This is a genomic window from ANME-2 cluster archaeon, assembly GCA_014237145.1.
Taxonomy (GTDB): domain Archaea; phylum Halobacteriota; class Methanosarcinia; order Methanosarcinales; family Methanocomedenaceae; genus Methanocomedens_A.
On sequence record JAAXOC010000093.1, the window covers coordinates 1 to 17,263 of the forward strand.

13 protein-coding genes are annotated in these 17,263 nt (G+C 44.1%); 10 read left to right on the plus strand and 3 right to left on the minus strand.

Annotated elements, in window-relative coordinates; genetic code table 11:
- Both carB and carA read right to left on the minus strand, forming a co-directional pair.
- On the minus strand, positions 1-3,024 hold a 3,024-nt coding region (carB, locus tag HF974_12215), incomplete at its 3' end, for a carbamoyl-phosphate synthase large subunit (protein ID MBC2699073.1).
- Positions 3,024-4,112 (minus strand): glutamine-hydrolyzing carbamoyl-phosphate synthase small subunit, encoded by a 1,089-nt coding sequence (gene carA, locus HF974_12220; protein MBC2699074.1) that lies wholly within the window; start codon positions 4,110-4,112, stop codon positions 3,024-3,026. The genes carB and carA, both read right to left, overlap by 1 nt.
- Positions 4,113-4,554: 442 nt before the next feature.
- Here carA and HF974_12225 point away from each other — a divergent pair, with 442 nt between their 5' ends.
- The 9 genes from HF974_12225 to HF974_12265 all read left to right on the plus strand — a co-directional run bounded on the left by HF974_12225 (position 4,555) and on the right by HF974_12265 (position 14,343).
- The gene (locus HF974_12225; GenBank protein ID MBC2699075.1) at positions 4,555-4,824 is read left to right on the plus strand and encodes a hypothetical protein; all 270 of its coding nucleotides are present in this window, start codon (positions 4,555-4,557) and stop codon (positions 4,822-4,824) included.
- 11 nt (positions 4,825-4,835) lie between these two features.
- Positions 4,836-6,479, plus strand: a complete 1,644-nt coding sequence (locus HF974_12230; protein MBC2699076.1) for a PAS domain S-box protein — start codon at positions 4,836-4,838, stop codon at positions 6,477-6,479.
- Positions 6,476-7,888 carry a PAS domain S-box protein gene (locus HF974_12235; protein ID MBC2699077.1) on the plus strand — a complete coding sequence of 471 codons (1,413 nt, stop codon included), beginning with the start codon at positions 6,476-6,478 and terminating at the stop codon, positions 7,886-7,888. Before HF974_12230 ends, HF974_12235 begins: the two co-directional genes overlap by 4 nt.
- Positions 7,889-7,955: 67 nt before the next feature.
- Entirely contained in the window at positions 7,956-9,887 is a 1,932-nt protein-coding gene (locus tag HF974_12240; GenBank protein ID MBC2699078.1) for a PAS domain S-box protein, read from the plus strand.
- A gap of 4 nt (positions 9,888-9,891) precedes the next feature.
- Entirely contained in the window at positions 9,892-12,333 is a 2,442-nt protein-coding gene (locus tag HF974_12245) for a PAS domain S-box protein (protein MBC2699079.1), read from the plus strand.
- Positions 12,330-12,704, plus strand: a complete 375-nt coding sequence (locus tag HF974_12250; GenBank protein MBC2699080.1) for a response regulator — start codon at positions 12,330-12,332, stop codon at positions 12,702-12,704. The genes HF974_12245 and HF974_12250 overlap by 4 nt, the downstream gene beginning before the upstream one ends.
- 603 nt (positions 12,705-13,307) lie before the next feature.
- Complete coding sequence (locus tag HF974_12255; GenBank protein MBC2699081.1) at positions 13,308-13,583, plus strand: BrnT family toxin; 276 nt, start codon at positions 13,308-13,310, stop codon at positions 13,581-13,583.
- Positions 13,567-13,827 carry a hypothetical protein gene (locus HF974_12260; GenBank protein ID MBC2699082.1) on the plus strand — a complete coding sequence of 87 codons (261 nt, stop codon included), beginning with the start codon at positions 13,567-13,569 and terminating at the stop codon, positions 13,825-13,827. Before HF974_12255 ends, HF974_12260 begins: the two co-directional genes overlap by 17 nt.
- A gap of 327 nt (positions 13,828-14,154) precedes the next feature.
- Positions 14,155-14,343: a hypothetical protein gene (locus tag HF974_12265; GenBank protein ID MBC2699083.1), complete on the plus strand. Its 189-nt coding sequence runs from the start codon at positions 14,155-14,157 to the stop codon at positions 14,341-14,343.
- Positions 14,344-15,070: 727 nt separating this feature from the next.
- Here HF974_12265 and HF974_12270 read toward each other — a convergent pair.
- A complete protein-coding gene (locus HF974_12270) occupies positions 15,071-16,372 on the minus strand; it encodes a phenylacetate--CoA ligase (GenBank protein MBC2699084.1) in 1,302 nt (433 codons plus the stop codon).
- 173 nt (positions 16,373-16,545) lie between these two features.
- Here HF974_12270 and HF974_12275 point away from each other — a divergent pair, with 173 nt between their 5' ends.
- Positions 16,546-17,256 carry an alanyl-tRNA editing protein gene (locus HF974_12275; GenBank protein MBC2699085.1) on the plus strand — a complete coding sequence of 237 codons (711 nt, stop codon included), beginning with the start codon at positions 16,546-16,548 and terminating at the stop codon, positions 17,254-17,256.
- The last annotated feature ends 7 nt before the right edge of the window (positions 17,257-17,263 follow it).

A 17,263-nucleotide genomic window follows, 5' to 3' on the forward strand; every position in this document is an offset into this window, starting at 1 on the left:
CGTATTTATGACCAGGCCGACATCATCTTTGCGCATCAGGTCAATGACATTTGGACTGCCGTCATGTACCTTCTTTATTTCAGTAACATCGAAACCCTTACCGGACAGGTACCGGACCGTGCCGCTGGTAGCAATGATTTCCAGTCCCGCATCAGCCATCTTCCTTGCTATCTGCACCAGTACCGGTTTATCCTGGTCCCTGATGGACATGAACCCCTTACCCTTAAGCGGTAGTGCATTATCTGCTGCCAGTTCTGCCTTGAAGAACGCCAGCCCGTAACTATAATCCACACCCATGACCTCGCCAGTACTGCGCATCTCAGGGCTGAGGATCGGATCAGCTCCAGGGAGTTTATCAAATGGCAGGAGGACTTCCTTCACTGAAACGTGTTCGGGCCTGGGTTCTATGAGGTATCCCTGTTCCTTCAATGTTATTCCTATCATGGCCCTGGCCGCAATCTTTGCCAGCGGCAGGCCCACAGCCTTTGATACGAATGGAATGGTACGGCTGCTGCGGGGGTTCGTCTCCAGCACATAGACCACCCGGTCCTTGTATGCCATCTGGATGTTCAGGATACCCTTCACCCTGAGTGCCAGGGCAATGCGCCTCACATAGTCCCTGACCGTATCCAGCACATAGTATCCCAGTGACTGGGGCGGTATCACGCAGGCCGAATCACCGCTGTGTATCCCGGCCTCCTCGATATGCTCCATGATTGCACCGATGAGCACGTCCTCGCCATCGCATATGGCATCCACATCGATCTCAATGGCACCCTCAAGGAAGTTGTCGATGAGCACAGGATGCTCGGGCGAGACCCGCACTGCCTCATTCATATACCTGTTCAGGTCGTTCTCGTCGTATACTATCTCCATGGCCCGTCCGCCCAGTACATAGGAGGGGCGCACCAGCACAGGGTACCCTATACCGGCTGCCACTTCCCTGGCCACGGCTTCTGTGATAGCATAACCCGCCTCAGGCTGTGGAATGCCCATACCCTGCAGCATCTTGTTGAACCGCTCCCTGTCCTCTGCAATATCCATATCTTCCGGAGTAGTACCAAGGATAACGGTATCCAGGTCACGCCTGCGCAGCAGTTCCCGCTGTAAGGGTAATGCCAGGTTCACAGAGGTCTGGCCGCCGAACTGTACCATCACACCCCAGGGTCTTTCCAGTTCGATAACATTCATCACGTCCTCAAGGGTCAGTGGCTCAAAGAACAGCTTATCCGAAGTATCGTAATCTGTGGACACGGTCTCGGGATTGTTGTTGATGATATGGGTCTCAATCCCCTCTTCCCGCAGTGCGCTCACCGCATGTACTGTGCAGTAGTCGAACTCTATACCCTGCCCGATGCGGATAGGGCCCGCACCCAGTATCAGCACCTTTTTACGGTCGGTGGGTTCGTTCTCGCACATCTCTTCATAGCATGAATAATAATACGGGGTCTCGGCAGCGAACTCGGCAGCGCAGGTATCTACCATCTTGTAGGTGGTAATGATCCCCATCTGCCTGCGCATATCATTGATATCTTCCCTTGTCCTGCCTGTGAGCTTGCCGATCTCCTCATCCGTGAACCCCATTCGCTTGGCACGGTACAGGGTCTCCCTGGTCAACTCCGAGCGCAGGGTATCTTCCATCCGGATGATATTGTATATCTTTTCCAGGAAGAAAGGGTCGATAGATGTGATGCCTGATATCTCATCAATTGAAAATCCTGTCCTTAAGCCATGGTAAATGCCAAACAACCGCTCATGGGTAGGGTTCGTGAGCAGGTCAATTACCTCTTCACGGTCCCATTCCCTGAATCCGAAATACATATCCACGTCAAGGCTGCGGATAGCCTTTTTCATAGCCTCTTCAATGGTGCGTCCGATAGCCATGACCTCTCCCGTGCTCTTCATAGCCGTGGTCAGGGTTTTATCTGCGGTCACGAACTTGTCAAAGGGCCACCTGGGTATCTTGACCACAGTATAGTCCACAGTGGGCTCAAAGGACGCAGGCGTCTTTTTGGTAACATCATTGGGTATCTCGTCCAGGGTCATGCCGATGGCGATCTTTGCGGTCACCCTGGCTATGGGGTACCCGGTGGCTTTGCTGGCCAGTGCAGAGGAGCGGCTCACCCTTGGGTTGACTTCCACTATCCTGTATTCACCGTCCTTCACTGCAAACTGGATATTACACCCGCCTTCGATTGACAGGCTTCTTATGATATTGATACTGGCACTGCGCAGCATCTGGTGCTCCCTGTCCGACAGGGTCTGGCTGGGAGTGACCACAATGCTCTCCCCTGTATGGATTCCCATGGGGTCGATATTCTCCATGTTGCATATCACGATACAGGTATCATTGGCATCACGCATCACCTCGTACTCGAACTCTTTCCACCCCAGCACGCCCTCTTCGATTAGCACCTGGGTGATTCGGCTGCGTTTCAGGCCCAGTTCAGTGATCGAGATGAGTTCTTCCTTTGTCCTGGCAATTCCACTGCCGGCCCCGCCAAGGGTATAAGCCGGCCTGATAACAAGGGGCAGGCCCAGTTCATCGATCATTGCAACTGCATCCTCAATGGTGTTCACGGCCTTGCTGCGGGGTACAGGCTCACCGATACGCTGCATGGCCTGTTTGAACAGGTCCCGATCTTCGGTATCCTGTATGGCTTTTAAGGGTGTACCGTAAAGTTTGACATTATATTTCTCAAGTACGCCCATACCGGCCAGTTCACTGACTATGTTCAGCCCGGTCTGCCCCCCCAGTCCAGCTATCACTCCGTCGGGCCGCTCCTTCTCGATGATACGTTCCACTATTTCGGGTTTGATAGGTTCGATATACACCACATCTGCCATTTCCGGATCGGTCATGATAGTAGCCGGATTGGAGTTAATGAGCACTACGCTCACACCTTCTTCCCTCAATGACCGGCATGCCTGACTGCCGCTAAAATCAAACTCTGCCGCCTGCCCTATCATGATAGGACCGCTGCCTATCAGCAGTACTTTCTTAATACCAGAATTACGAGGCATTATTTCATCACCTTTTTTACGATGGTATCAAAGAACCATTTTTCAGTATCCCAGGGACCGGGGCTGGCCTCGGGATGGAACTGTACGCTCATGATATCCAGATAGTCGTGGGCGATACCTTCCACTGTATTATCGTTAATGTTCAGGTGGGTGATATGAGCCTCTGCCGCATCCAGGGAACCGGCATCCACTGCAAATCCGTGATTCTGGGAAGTGATGTACACGTTGCCTGTTTCCAGGTCCTTTACAGGCTGGTTGGCACCCCGGTGCCCGAACTTCAGCTTGTAGGTGCTGGCTCCCAGCGCCAGGGATATGATCTGGTTGCCGAAGCAGATGCCGTAGATGGGTACTTCTCCCATCATGTGTTTTACAGCATCAATGGCAGTGCCTGCCTTCTCTGGGTCGCCCGGGCCGTTTGATACTAATATGGCATCAGGTTTTTGTTCAGTAATATAGTCTGGTGGAGTACTTGCAGGTACCACGGTAATACCTACACCCCGCTGCTGCAGGCTCTTTATCATGTTGGTCTTTATGCCAAGGTCGATGACCACGAAATGAGGCTTGTCCTTGCCGGTTGCTTCAATATGGTAGGGGGCGGGGCAGGTCACCCTGTCTATCAGGTCGTGTTGGTCAGATATCTTCGGATGCTGTCTTGCCAGTCGCACTGCTTCCCCACCATCGTCGCTGTCTGTGAGCAGGCATGCCCGCATGGCGCCGGTATCCCTGGTTTTGATGGTCAGCATCCTGGTATCCACACCTGCGATACCGGGCCGGTCTTCTTCCTTTGCAAAATCAAAAATGGAGCGCCCTGACAGGTGGTGGGATGGATGGTCGCATGCCTCCCTGACCACCAGGGCCTCTGCCTTCATGCCGTCTGACTGGAAGGTCTTGCCGCTTACACCGTAATTGCCGATGAGGGGGTAGGTGAACATCAGTATCTGGCCGGCATATGAAGGGTCGGTAAGTGCCTCTTCGTATCCGGTATATTGAGTTGTAAAAACAAGTTCCCCGCAAACAGCAGTTCCGGCGGCACCAAAACCAACGCCATTCACAATTGTGCCGTCTTCTAATCCTAGTATTGCTTTCATACTAGGTGCTTAAAATGGGAGGAATAGATTAAAAAGGTTGTGTAAATTAAAATTATCTATGCAGTCAATTTCCAGATGATCTGTGGTGGAATCTATATTTACCTTATGGGATATTCTATGTATTTCAATGGCACAGAGTCGAGGAAATTTTTGTGCTTTATGAGGAACTTTTTGATAGGTTCTATAGGAAATCATAAACGCATTTCGATATCGATATAGGTAATTATCTTAGTTTCAATCAAATATTTTGACCGGATTTACTGGATATGCAGGATATAGAGGATTTACAGGATTGGATCGTATTCTGTCAATCCTGTCTGAAATCTCCATTTTCTTAACCGCCCCGAATTCATGCAAAATGTCAAGTAGTAGCTTCGGATAAAATAAGTCAAGGAAAATATTAAAGGACAATAAGCAAAATATATAATTTTGAGTTGAAAAAATGTTCCTGACTAACAATAAGTATACTGAATGCTTGTTTATTTCCATTAACATTATTGTTATTCTTATTTCCGGTCGTTCCAATGATAACAATGAAATTACCGTTGACATTGATAATACAATAGATGTAGTCGTTGAATATCCGTCAGATGAAACAGATGTTATTTATTTTGGCTTTGACGTAAGGCCGAGAAATGGTTTTATAGAGGCACACGATGAGGATTATGCACAATTAAGAGAACTTGCTATCATATATGACATAATCGAATAGGAGAGGACATAGTGAAGATATATTACAAGCTAAACCTGCTGATCATTTTCCTGCTGGTAATCTCAACATTGATTATTACAGCTTCAGTGAATGTCAGGATGAGTGACGCACTTGAACAGGAGATGCTTGAAAGGGAGTTGATCATTGCAGAATATGTGACAGAAGACCTGGCAAACCCGCTCCTGCAAAAGGATGCCATAGCGGTTAATGAGATCATCGACAATGTCATGATACGCAATATTGATGTCAGGTATATCTATGTGGTTGATTTTGATGGTGTTGTGGTCGCCCATACCTTTTCGCAGGGTTTCCCTGCAGATATGGTAACAGCAAATCTTATTCCTCCCAATGATAAAACTGCGATTAGGGTATTTTCTGTTGAAGGTGAATCCATTCAGGATGTGGGTGTACGTGTACTGGATGGGATGGATGCAAAGGTCTATTTCGGTTTCAGTAGAGCAAATATTATTACTTCCATTAACAAGACAACCAATACAATCTTCAGCACAGTGGCATTGGTCCTGTTGCTTGGTATTGTCATGAGTTTTCTTCTGACCCGTACCTTAACCAGCCCGATAGAAAAACTGGTGGCCGGGATAAACAGGGTGGCCGAAGGGGACCTTGATTTCCAGGTGGATGTTACGACTAGTGATGATATCTGGGTACTTGCGGATTCGTTCAACCGGATGACAGCTGAGCGCAAACGTACCGAAGAGGCGCTCAGAGAGAGTGAGGAGAAGTATCATCTACTGGCAGATAATACACTTGATTGTATCTGGCAGATCAATTTGGATTTCAAATTTACGTATGTCAATCCAGCTAGCTATCAGTTACTTGGGTATACACAGGAAGAATGGATCGGAAGTTCATTATCTGACCACTGTTCACCTGAGAATATGGAATTCCTGTTAAATTTGGCAAAGGAGGAGATAAAGAAAGGTAATAATCCGAATGGTTTAATATTTGAGACTGAATTATTTCATAAAAATGGCGAAATAATCGCAGTTGAAATAAATGAAAAAATTATATTTGATAATGATGGAAATCCAGTATCGATTCAAGGAACTACCAGAAACATCACCGAGCGCAAGCAGGCTGAAGAAATACTGAGAGCAGAACAAAACAAACTTATTAATATTTTTAATTCAATGGAAGATGGCATTTACATTGTAAACCAGGATTATGATATCGAATATGTAAATCCAGTGCTAATGAAGGATTTAGGTGAATGGGAAGGGCGCAAATGCTATTCGTATCTACATGGCCGGGAAGAAGTTTGTCCATGGTGCAAGAACCAGGACGTTTTGTCAGGAAAAACACTTCAATGGGAGTGGAAATCTGATAAAACAGGCAAGATATTTGATCTTATTGATACACCGCTGAAGAATCCCGATGGCAGTATCTCGAAGTTAGAGATATTCAGGGACATAACCGAGCGTAAGCAGGCTGAAGAAGAAATCCGCAAACTCAATACCGAACTTGAACAACGAGTAGCAGAGCGCACTGCCGAACTGGAAGACAAGAACGCTGAACTTGAGCGTATGAACAAACTCTTTGTTGGGCGGGAGATCCGGATGGTAGAACTCAAGAAGCAGATCGCTGAGCTTGAAAAGGATATCGAGCCTGATAAAAAAGCGGGGGATAAGACTGCATGAAATTGAAGGGATTTAAATTTGGTAAGGATAAAGGGCTACTCAAAAAACACACAGAAGAACTGGAGTTGACTGAAAAATATCTCCCCGTAATATATGACACACTTTCTGAAGTGATATTCCTTCTGGCCGTTGAACCCGATGATCGCTTTCGCTTTGTGTCTGTGAACCAGGCATTTTTGGCTGTCACCGGATTGACCATGGAACAGGTTGTTGGTAAAAGGATTGAAGAGGTGTTACCAAAAACGGCTATTGTGCTTGTTATCGACAAGTATAAAGAAGCGATAAATGAAAATAAGACCGTTTTCTGGGAGCAGGTTTTTGCCTACCCCATAGGTGAGCTTGCGGGTGCTGTGACAGTGACGCCGGTACTAAATGCACAGGGTGTGTGTACCCATCTTGTAAGTTCAATACATAATATTACCAAACGCAAGCAGATGGATGAGGCGCTGCTCAAGAGCGAAGAAAAATTCCGTTTACTAGCTGAGAATTCTATTGATTGTATCTGGATGTTGGATAAAAAGTTGAGATTTACTTATCTAAGCCCTTCTGCGGAAAGAATATTGGGATTTAAACCGGAACAGTTGGTTGGTACAAGACTAAGTTCGCATTTCAAGAAAAAAGAATTTCTAAAATTTGGTGTTCTGGCTGCCAATTTAATTAAAAATTATAAGGATTTTACTCATCTTACCTTCGAAACCAAAATGCTCAACAGCAAGAACGATGAGGTGGATATTGAAATTACCAGTAGGGTGCTTCTCAATAGTCAGGGTAAGCTAATCGGTCTTCATGGACTGACCAGAGACATCACCGAGCGCAAGCTGGCAGAAAAAGCAATGCAAGAGAGCGAAGAACGGTTCAGGACTATCGTTGAGACAGCTCCCAGTCTCCTTATGATTACTGATGCAAAGGGTAATAACCTATACGTCAGCCCTAACTGTGAAGAGATTACAGGTTACACCCAGGAAGAACTGCAGGGTGAACTGCTATGGTGGGTGCATGAGGATGACGCTCAAAGGGCGAAGGAAATCTTTGCTCACACCTTCCGCAATGGGGTGGGATACAAAAACTTCGAATACAAGATAGTCAAAAAGAATGATGGAATGCGGCATGTTTCAAGCTCCTGGGAGCCGCTTAAAGATGAAGAAGGGAAGTTTGAGGGGATTGTCTTCCAGACGATTGACATCACCGAGCGCAAGCAGGCAGAAGAAGCACTGCAAAAACTCAATGAGAAACTTGAGCAGCGTGTTCACGACCGTACTGTCGAGCTTGAGAAAAAGAACGCAGAACTTGAGAGGATGAACAAGCTATTTATAGGACGTGAGATCCGGATGGCTGAACTCAAGAAACAGATCGTTGAGCTTGAAAAGGATGTCGAAGCTTATAGAAATGCGGGGGATAAGACGACATGACATTGGAAGATTTAAGTCAAACCTTGCGACGGCACATCCAACCGCAGCAGAATTGCGGGGTATAGTGATGAAAATAAAAAAGAACACTCTGATACGTAGTTATGCCCTGAGTATGGGCATAGAAGCAGCTACAGACCTGATCTCAGAAAAAATAAACAGCGCTGTCCTGGAGGAGAAAGAACTCTATACTGAAGAAGAGACTGCCAAGATATATGGTGAGCTGATAAAAGAGGGGGGTTTAATCGGAATAGTCGCGCAAAATCTTGTGGTCCAATTAGAGCGAAAGAGGTCAGAAGAGCAGACATTGCTACTTGATAATATTGAACACCAGATCTGGTACCTGACTGATAAAGAGACCTATGGTGTTGTAAATAAAGCCCATGCTAAATTCTTAGGGCTGGAAAAGGAGGAATTAGAAGAAAGGGATCTGCACGACATAATTGGTGTGGAAGAAGCCGATATTTGCATTGCTAATAATAGAGAGGTCTTTGAGAAGAAAAAGCAGTCACATATAGAGGAATGGATTAAGAATGGGAAGGGGGAAACGCGTTTACTGTCTATTACAAGGACGCCGAAAATAGACGATAATGGAAATGTTGAATATGTGATCTGTGCAGCAGAAGACATCACCGAGCGAAAAAAAGCGGAGGAGAAAATAAAAGAAGCAGATATAATTATAAATAAAAGTCCTGCTGTGGCTTTCACTTGGAAAAACGAGTGCGGCTGGCCGGTGAAGTATATTTCGGAAAATGTTAAAAAGTTTTTAGGTTATTCTTCTGAGGACTTTCTGTCCCGGAAAATAAGCTACGCAGATTGTATTTATCCAGATGATCTCAAGCGAGTAGAACAAGAGGTAGCAGATTCCACTGAAAAAGAGGACATAGATGAATTTGTTCATGAACCGTATAGAATATTAACAAAAGATAATAATGTGAAGATTGTCAAGAATTGGACCTTTATTGTAAGGGACTTTGAAGGAAAAATCACCCATTATAAAGGAATTATTGAAGACATCACCGAGCGCAGGCAAGTTGAGGAGGCGTTGCTTGAGAGCGAAGAAAAATTCCGTTTGCTGACAGAGAATTCTGTTGATTGTGTCTGGATGTTGGATCAAAAGCTGAAATTTACTTATCTAAGCCCTTCTACGGAAAGAATATTAGGCTATAAACCGGAACAGATGATTGGTACAAATCTAAGCTCGCATTTCAAGAAAAAAGAGTTTTTAAAGATTAGTGCTCTGGCTGCCAATGCTATTAAAAATTATAAGACTTTTACTCATCTTACCTTCGAAACCAAAATGCTCAACAGCAAGAAAGATGAAGTGGATATTGAAATTACCAGTAGGCTGCTTTTTAATAATCAGGGTAAACTAATCGGTTTTCAGGGACTGACCAGAGACATCACCGAGCGCAAGCGGGCAGATGAGGAGCTGCAGGAGAGCGAGGAGAAGTTTAGAAAACTGACAGAGCATTTGCCTGTTGCAATAGCAGTTATAGATAAAAATGAAAAGACCGAGTATGCGAATAGAAAATATTTTGAGACAATTGGAAACATTTATGAGACTCCAAATTTAACAGATTGGTTCCTTCGCGTTTATCCTGATGAAGAATACCGAAAATATGTAATCGAAAAGTGGTATGCGGATCTTGAAAAGTCGATAAAGGAAGGAAAAGAGGTAGAACCATTTGAATACAATATAACCTGTAAAGATGGTAAAGTGAGGGTAATGGATATTTCCGGAACCTGGATGGGTGATAAATTTGTAACAATATTTAACGACGTCACCGAGCGGGTGCATGCCGAGGCAGAACTCCAAAAACTTAATGAGAAACTTGAACAGCGTGTCAATGAGCGAACAGCCGAACTTGGAAAAAATAACAAAGAACTTGAGCGCACGGTCAAAGCTTTTACGGGACGGGAGATCCGGATGATTGAACTAAAAGGAATAATCAAAGACCTTGAAGAAAAAATAACATCCTGTGAAAAAAAGAGAGAGTAATGTCATGGATTTAATACTTCTCATTATTGCTGCTTTTCTACAAATATTGGCTGTAATATTTGCTATCAAACTTATTAAACTTACAAAGACCGCAAAAGGCTGGATATTGATCTCTATTGCCCTGGTATTAATGGCAGTAAGAAGATTTCATCATGTAATTGATCATTTACAATGGGATTTTTGGGAATATTCTTATATTGTTTTTGAACATTATCTTGCAGTTATTATTTCCATCATGATGATTCTCGGCATCTATTTCCTTTCAGATATATTCAAGGAAAAAGCAAGAATTGAACAAAAACTAAGAGAAACAGAACATTTCGAAAATGTGTTGCTAAATAGCGTCTGGACTGGTGTATGGACAGTTGATACCAATGAAAATTTCATTTACTTTAACAGAGCCATGGAGAAAATATCAGGTCTTACCATTAAACAGGTAATCGGAACAAACCTTCTCAATGACATGCCAGAACAGACAATGGAAGGTGAGGCACATTTCAGGGATTTGTTCCTGCAGGCTAAAGACTCACTTGAAGATACTCCCTATGATTCGATCCCGATAATCACCCCAAGAGGCGATCTAACTTACCAAAGCGGCGTTCTGGTACCAATACTTGATGGCAATGGTAAATATAACGGTATGATATGTACTGCAAATGATATTACCAGGCATATAAAGGACGGGGCAGCAATAAAGGAGAACGAGGAGCGGTTCAGGGAGGCGTTTGAAAACGCTCCCATCGGTATGGCCCTGGTATTGCCGGATGGACGCTGGCTGAAAGTAAATAAAGCACTGTGTGATATGCTGGGTTATACTGAATCCGAAATGCTGGCAATGGATTTTCAGACCGTTACACACCCTGATGATCTTGATGCTGACCTTGAAAAATTAAAACAGATGCTTGATGGGACAATGCTGACCTCCGAAAAAGAAAAACGGTACTTGACCAAAGACGGTGAGATTATCTGGACTGCTCATTCCATATCAATTGCCAGGGATGCAGATGGGAAAGTGTTGCATTTTATCGAGCAGATTGAAAATATCACTGATAGCAAACGGATTGAAGAAGAGCAAAAGCTTAATGAATCAAGGATGAAGGCATTACTGGAACTCAACACAATGACACAGGTTACATTCAAAGAGATCACACATTTTGTGATGGATAAGGGAGTTGAGTTAACAAAAAGTGAATACGGTTTTGTTGGATTAATGAATGAAGATGAATCAGTTTCCACCATATATGCGTGGTCTGATGGTGTTATGGATGATTGTGGGATCTCCAACAAGCCTATTGAGTACTCTATTGATAAGGCAGGCATCTGGGCTGAGGTCGTAAGGCAGCATAGACCCATTATAATTAATGATTATTCATCCCCCAATCCTGCTAAAAAGGGCATTCCTGAAGATCATGTACAACTTACTCGTTTAATTGTCATTCCTGTATTTGAGAACGACAGGGTTGTTGCAATAGCGGTTGTGGCTAACAAAGATGAAAAATATGATAATTCTGACATATACCAAATATCACTTCTTTTGAGTGGTATGTGGCAGCATATTAAAAACATGAAAGTAGTGGATGAATTAAACCAGCTCAACGATGAACTTGAAGAGCGGGTAGGGGAACGGACCGACCTGTTAAATGAAAGCAAGCAAGCCCTGTTAAATCTTGTGGATGACTTCAACAGTACTACAATCAACCTGAAATTCGCAAATGAGCGCCTGCTGGAACTGGACCGCATGAAATCCATGTTCATAGCCAGCACATCCCATGAACTACGCACACCATTAAACAGTATAATTGGCTTTTCCAGCATCCTGCTTGAAGGCTGGGAAGGTGAACTAAGCCAGGCGCAGAATGAACAAATTGATCTTATCCATACGGCAGGAAAACAACTGCTTGCCCTTATAAACGATATTATTGACATCTCAAAGATAGAGGCAGGAAAGCTGGAAACGGATATCCAGGAGTTCAGTCTCAAGGAAGTGATAGACGAAGCAGTATCCTTAGTAAAGAATGATATTGACGAAAAAGGACTGGATCTGAAGATGGAAGTCAAGGACACCATTATTGCATCAGACAGGCGAAGATTGCTTCAGTGTCTGATTAACCTATTGTCTAATGCTGTTAAATTTACAGACGAAGGTATGATTACATTACATGCAAAAACTATAAACAGTATGACAAACATATCAATTACAGACACGGGTACAGGGATAATGCCTGATGATATTAAAAAATTGTTTGCGCCATTTGTAAGGCTTGAATCATCACTTTCCGCAAAAACACAGGGAACTGGGCTTGGTCTATATCTGACAAAAAAACTCACAGAGGATGTACTGGGAGGTACAGTAGAAGTAACATCTGAGTATGGTACTGGCAGTACATTTACCATAAACATTCCAGTTAAACTGGAAATACGGGACTACGAGGGTGAATCAAAATGAAGCGTGTACTGGTAGTTGAAGATAATGAAAATAATATGAAATTACTCTGCTTAGTATTAGAAAAATTTGGGTACGAACCCATTAAAGCTTACACAGGAGAGGAAGGCGTAGAAAAGGCAATACAAGAAAGGGCCGATTTAATATTGATGGATATCCAGCTTCCGGATATCAATGGATTAGAGGCTGTAAAACGCATTCGTATGTTGGATGATATGCAGGAAATCCCAATCATTGCAATTACTTCATATGCCATGTCAGGTGACCGGGAAATGATACTTGATATGGGGTGTAACGGGTACTTTGAAAAGCCTATCAATCCCCTGACCCTAATGGAGGATATCGAGAAAATAGTAAGGTCTACAAATTTATAAACATATTAATATATATAAAAATGCCACCACAATCATTTTATATAATCTGAAATATAATTTATGATCTGAATGAGATGAAAGTTGAGGATCTGAACCAGAAGAATAACAATAACAACCTGATATTCACTTCAGATCCGGTTGAGATCAAAAAAGCTGATTTTGTATTGATCGCAGTACCTACACCTGTCACCCCTTAATACGGTTTTATCAAAATCCAGTGGTGTGAATGTTGTTTTTACATAAGGTTCTCGAAATAAAGACCAAATTGCAGTTTGAAGCAGGTTGATATCTTTCCCGCTTTTGTGCCCTTCAAAAACCGAAGATGAACGAAGATGAAGGTCATGCGTGAGAAGGGTTCACAAAACGCCGAAAAAGTCGGAAATAGGGAAAATAAGCGTGAAAAGTACAAAATATAGTGGAAAGAAACTTATACCACCAACGGAGGAACAAAAGAGCATTTTGAAATTATTTGACTGTGATTATCTAGTAGAGAGAAGCTACCTGAGATTAATCGGTATCGGGAGAGTTTAAGAACAGACTCGAAAAGAGGGGGAGTCTACTGCTATTGTTTTTATTTTAAACTGAAGAAGATGTGTAAGAAAGATTATCTGGATAGATAAGTTCACAATAAAAATTCAAGAGAAGCATAATCTCACTATTGATGAGGTTGAAGATGCTCTACTTTCAGGGGCTATTTTCCGGCGTGCAAGCCGGGGTAAGGTAAGGGGGGAAAATGTCTATATTGCATATGGGAAAACTAATGGTGGACGTTATCTTTTTATAGTATTTATCTACAAACAATCTATGGAAGCTCTTATCATTTCAGCACGAGATATGACACTTAAAGAACAAAGGTACTACAATGCCAAAAAAAGATGAGAAAATCCCCGACGAATTCAAAACATGTGAAGAAGCAGCTGAGTTCTGGGAGAGTCACGATAGTACTGATTATCTTGATATACTGGAAGTGGTTGAAATAAAAGTAGATCTTCAAAAGAGACACTATTTGATCGAACTTGATGAGGATAGTGCAAGATTACTACAAGAAGATGCAAAGAAAAAAGGTGTTTCTGCGGATTATCTTGCCAGTAAATTAGTCGAAAAAGAACTTGCACATGCTTAAAAAACACTCAAAAGTGAATACTGGCCGCCCCAAAACTCCCCATCCAATCCCTGGCCCATGTCCAGCAGACTTACCCATCCACTCACTGTAAAATTACTACTTCCACTGACCTTCCAAACCGATTCAATAAGAACCACCATGGCTGGCTACTGATCAGGTACCCAGGGGGGCAGCAAACTCATTTGAACGCAGATGTAGTTTTCAGGCAAGTAAACACAATACCTGATAATGTTACAGCAATAAAATATCCGACAGCCACAAAAAATGGTAAAGGATATATGCAATTTTGACACAATTACGTTTAAAATTCAATAATTATGATGTGTTATGGAATATGTGACAAAACATTGCCCGGTCTGCGGTAAGCAGTTCGTGGTGATCCGGGAGGTGGCGCACAAGGTGGAGTGTTGTACCCTGGGATGCCTGGACAGGATGGACAGTGGGGTGACTGCCTTTAGGGACGGGGTAGAACCTGATGCACAAAAGTTAGTGAATAAGCATGTACCAGATATCTAAAAAATGTTTACGAGGAATATCCAGGTGAAAACTGCAATTTTCCCTGGCACCCGGCCGGAGATCACCAGGATGAGCCCTGTGATGCGTGAGTGTGAAAGACGGGGGGCTGGAGTCTTTCACCCAACACACGGGCCGGCAGATACAGTGTAAAACGGACTGGGAGAGAGGAACTTGAGATTACGGATGTGAACCATGAGTATATCAGGTGCTATCCAGGCTTGTGCTGACTGACAGCGGTGTTTACAGATAATTCTATAGAACATAACAGTATACTTTCACCCATGTAAGTTTCAATCAAAAGATAGGATTATAATGTTTGAGTAACTAAAAAATGGTTGTTATGTCATCAGATATAAGAAGAGAACTCGAAAAATTAGGCATAGAAGTTGGTGATTTGAAAAAAATTTCGAGAATCAGTATTTGAATGCTTTTATTAGATGAATAAATGTAATGTACAAAATTTACACATCATAACCTCCCGCGGTCACACAAAAGAGCATTCTCAACCATCCTTGCCGTAACCACCCCTGCGTTACCGCTAACGCATATCTCAGTAGGATTACCTCAAACGTAAGGGGTAGCACATAGCAATTCATGATGCAGCTTCTTGTCACAGCACGGTATATCCCGTACGAAATGTAACAAGGCCTGGATATGCCGATTTCAAGGAATATTTCCATTCCAACATTCTACAATACATAAATAAGCTGGATTATACAATATTCCATTAATATTCCCCTCTCACATCCACCACCCTCTGTGCCTTCCCCTCAGTCCTGGGAATAGCCCCCCTCTCAACCAGTTCCACCATAGTCCTAAGATTCAGCACAGCCTTCAGCTTATCCTCCATACTGCACTTCAGGTCTTCCAGGTCCTTAAGCTCACCAGTAAAACCCCTTTCCATCAACTCCACCTTAATGTGAATCTCATCCAGTTTATGCCGCTTGCGGTCAATAAGCACCTGGAACTGGTTGCCAACCTCAGGAATACCCACCAGCACACTCTCTATCTGTGAAGGAAATACATTAATACCCCGCACTATCAGCATATCATCGGTCCTGCCCACAATCTTATCCAGCCTTGTGTGAGTACGCCCGCACTGGCATTCATCCTCCATGATACTGGTAATGTCACCAGTATGGTAGCGTATCAAAGGCATGGCCTCCTTGGTCAGCGAGGTCAGAACCAGTTCCCCCTTCTCCCCCGGTGCCACGCTCTCCCCACCAGGGTCCAGTATCTCTACAAGGAAATGGTCATCCCATATGTGAAGACCGTGTTGTTCCTGGCATTCGAAAGCCACGCCTGGTCCGAACATCTCAGACAGGCCGTAGGAATCATAGGCCTTGATATCCAGCACATCCTCCAGTTCCCGTCTGGTATTGGCAGACCAGGGTTCGGCACCGAAACAACCAGTCCTCAACGACAGCTGGTCAACTATATCCAGTTCCCTGGCCGTCTCTGCCAGGTACAGGGCATAGGAAGGGGTGCAGTGCAGGGCCGTAACCCCGAAGTCTATCATCATCTCAAGCTGGTGGCGGGTATTGCCTGTACCGCTGGGTACTGCAGTGGCACCGATACGTTCGATTCCAAAATGTATGCCCAGTCCCCCTGTGAACAATCCATAATTGACAGCATTCTGGAATATATCTTCAGGCCCGATACCTACCATTGTAAAATTCCTTGCCATAAGGTCGCTCCAAGTCTCGATATCCCTGGCTGTGTAACCTACCACCGTGGCCTTGCCGCTGGTACCGCTGGAAGCGTGCAGCCGCACCACATCCCGCATGGGGGTGGCGAACAGGCCGAACGGGTAATTGTCACGCAGGTCGGCCTTACTTGTACCTGGAAGTCTGCTGATATCCTCAAGGCTACGTATATCGCCAGGCTTGATCCCTATAGAGCCAAATGCCTGCCTGTAGAAAGGTACGTACTCATAAACGTTCTTAACCACATTTTTTAACCGCTTTAACTGCAGTGCCTCAATCTCACTTTCGGGCATTGTTTCATACTTGGGCTGCCAGTATTTCATTGAGCATCATTTTATCTATTTATTTAAAGTATTTTTCATATTGGTGCGACAAATGCGGCCTGACGTATATTCATGGCCACAACCTGGTATATCCTGGCAAGGTCTGTCAATGTTTTTGTGATTTCCCTGGAAAATACAACAATTTTATCTAATAGTTTGCCGAATATTCTGTCATGGAAGCTCTATACCAGAAAGATTGTTATCTCAAGGAATCCCAGGCTACTGTTGAAAGTGTGAAGGACGATAAATTCGTAGTGCTGGATAAAACCCTGTTCTATCCGAACTCAGGCGGCCAGCCCTATGATACAGGCTTGCTGATAAAAGACGACCAGGAATTCCCTGTGGTTTATGCAGCCACATTCAACGGTGTGATCAGCCATGAAGTAGATATGCCAGGGCTGGTCAAAGGCGACCAGGTGAAAGCGGTCATCGACTGGGACAGGCGTTACCTGTTCATGAAATACCATACTGCCTGCCATATACTCAGTGCCATCATCCACAACGAGACCGGGGCACAGATATCAGGTAACCAGCTTGGAGAGGAGAAAACCAGGGTGGATTTCAGCCTTGAGAATTTTGATCGTAAGCAGATCCAATCATATGAAGCAAAGGTCAACGGGATAATAGACCAAAGTCTTCCGGTCAGTATTGAAATACTGCCAAGGGATGAGGCATTCCGGATACCCTCAGTAGTGAAACTAAAGGATGCATTCCCGCCCGAGATTGAAGAAATACGGGTAATAACAATATCCGGGGTTGACAGGCAGGCCTGCGGCGGCACCCATGTGGCAAATACCGACGAGATACCACATATAGAAATATTCAAGGCAGAGAACAAGGGCAAGAATAACAGAAGAGTATATTTCAGGTTCAGGAACGATTAGATCGGTC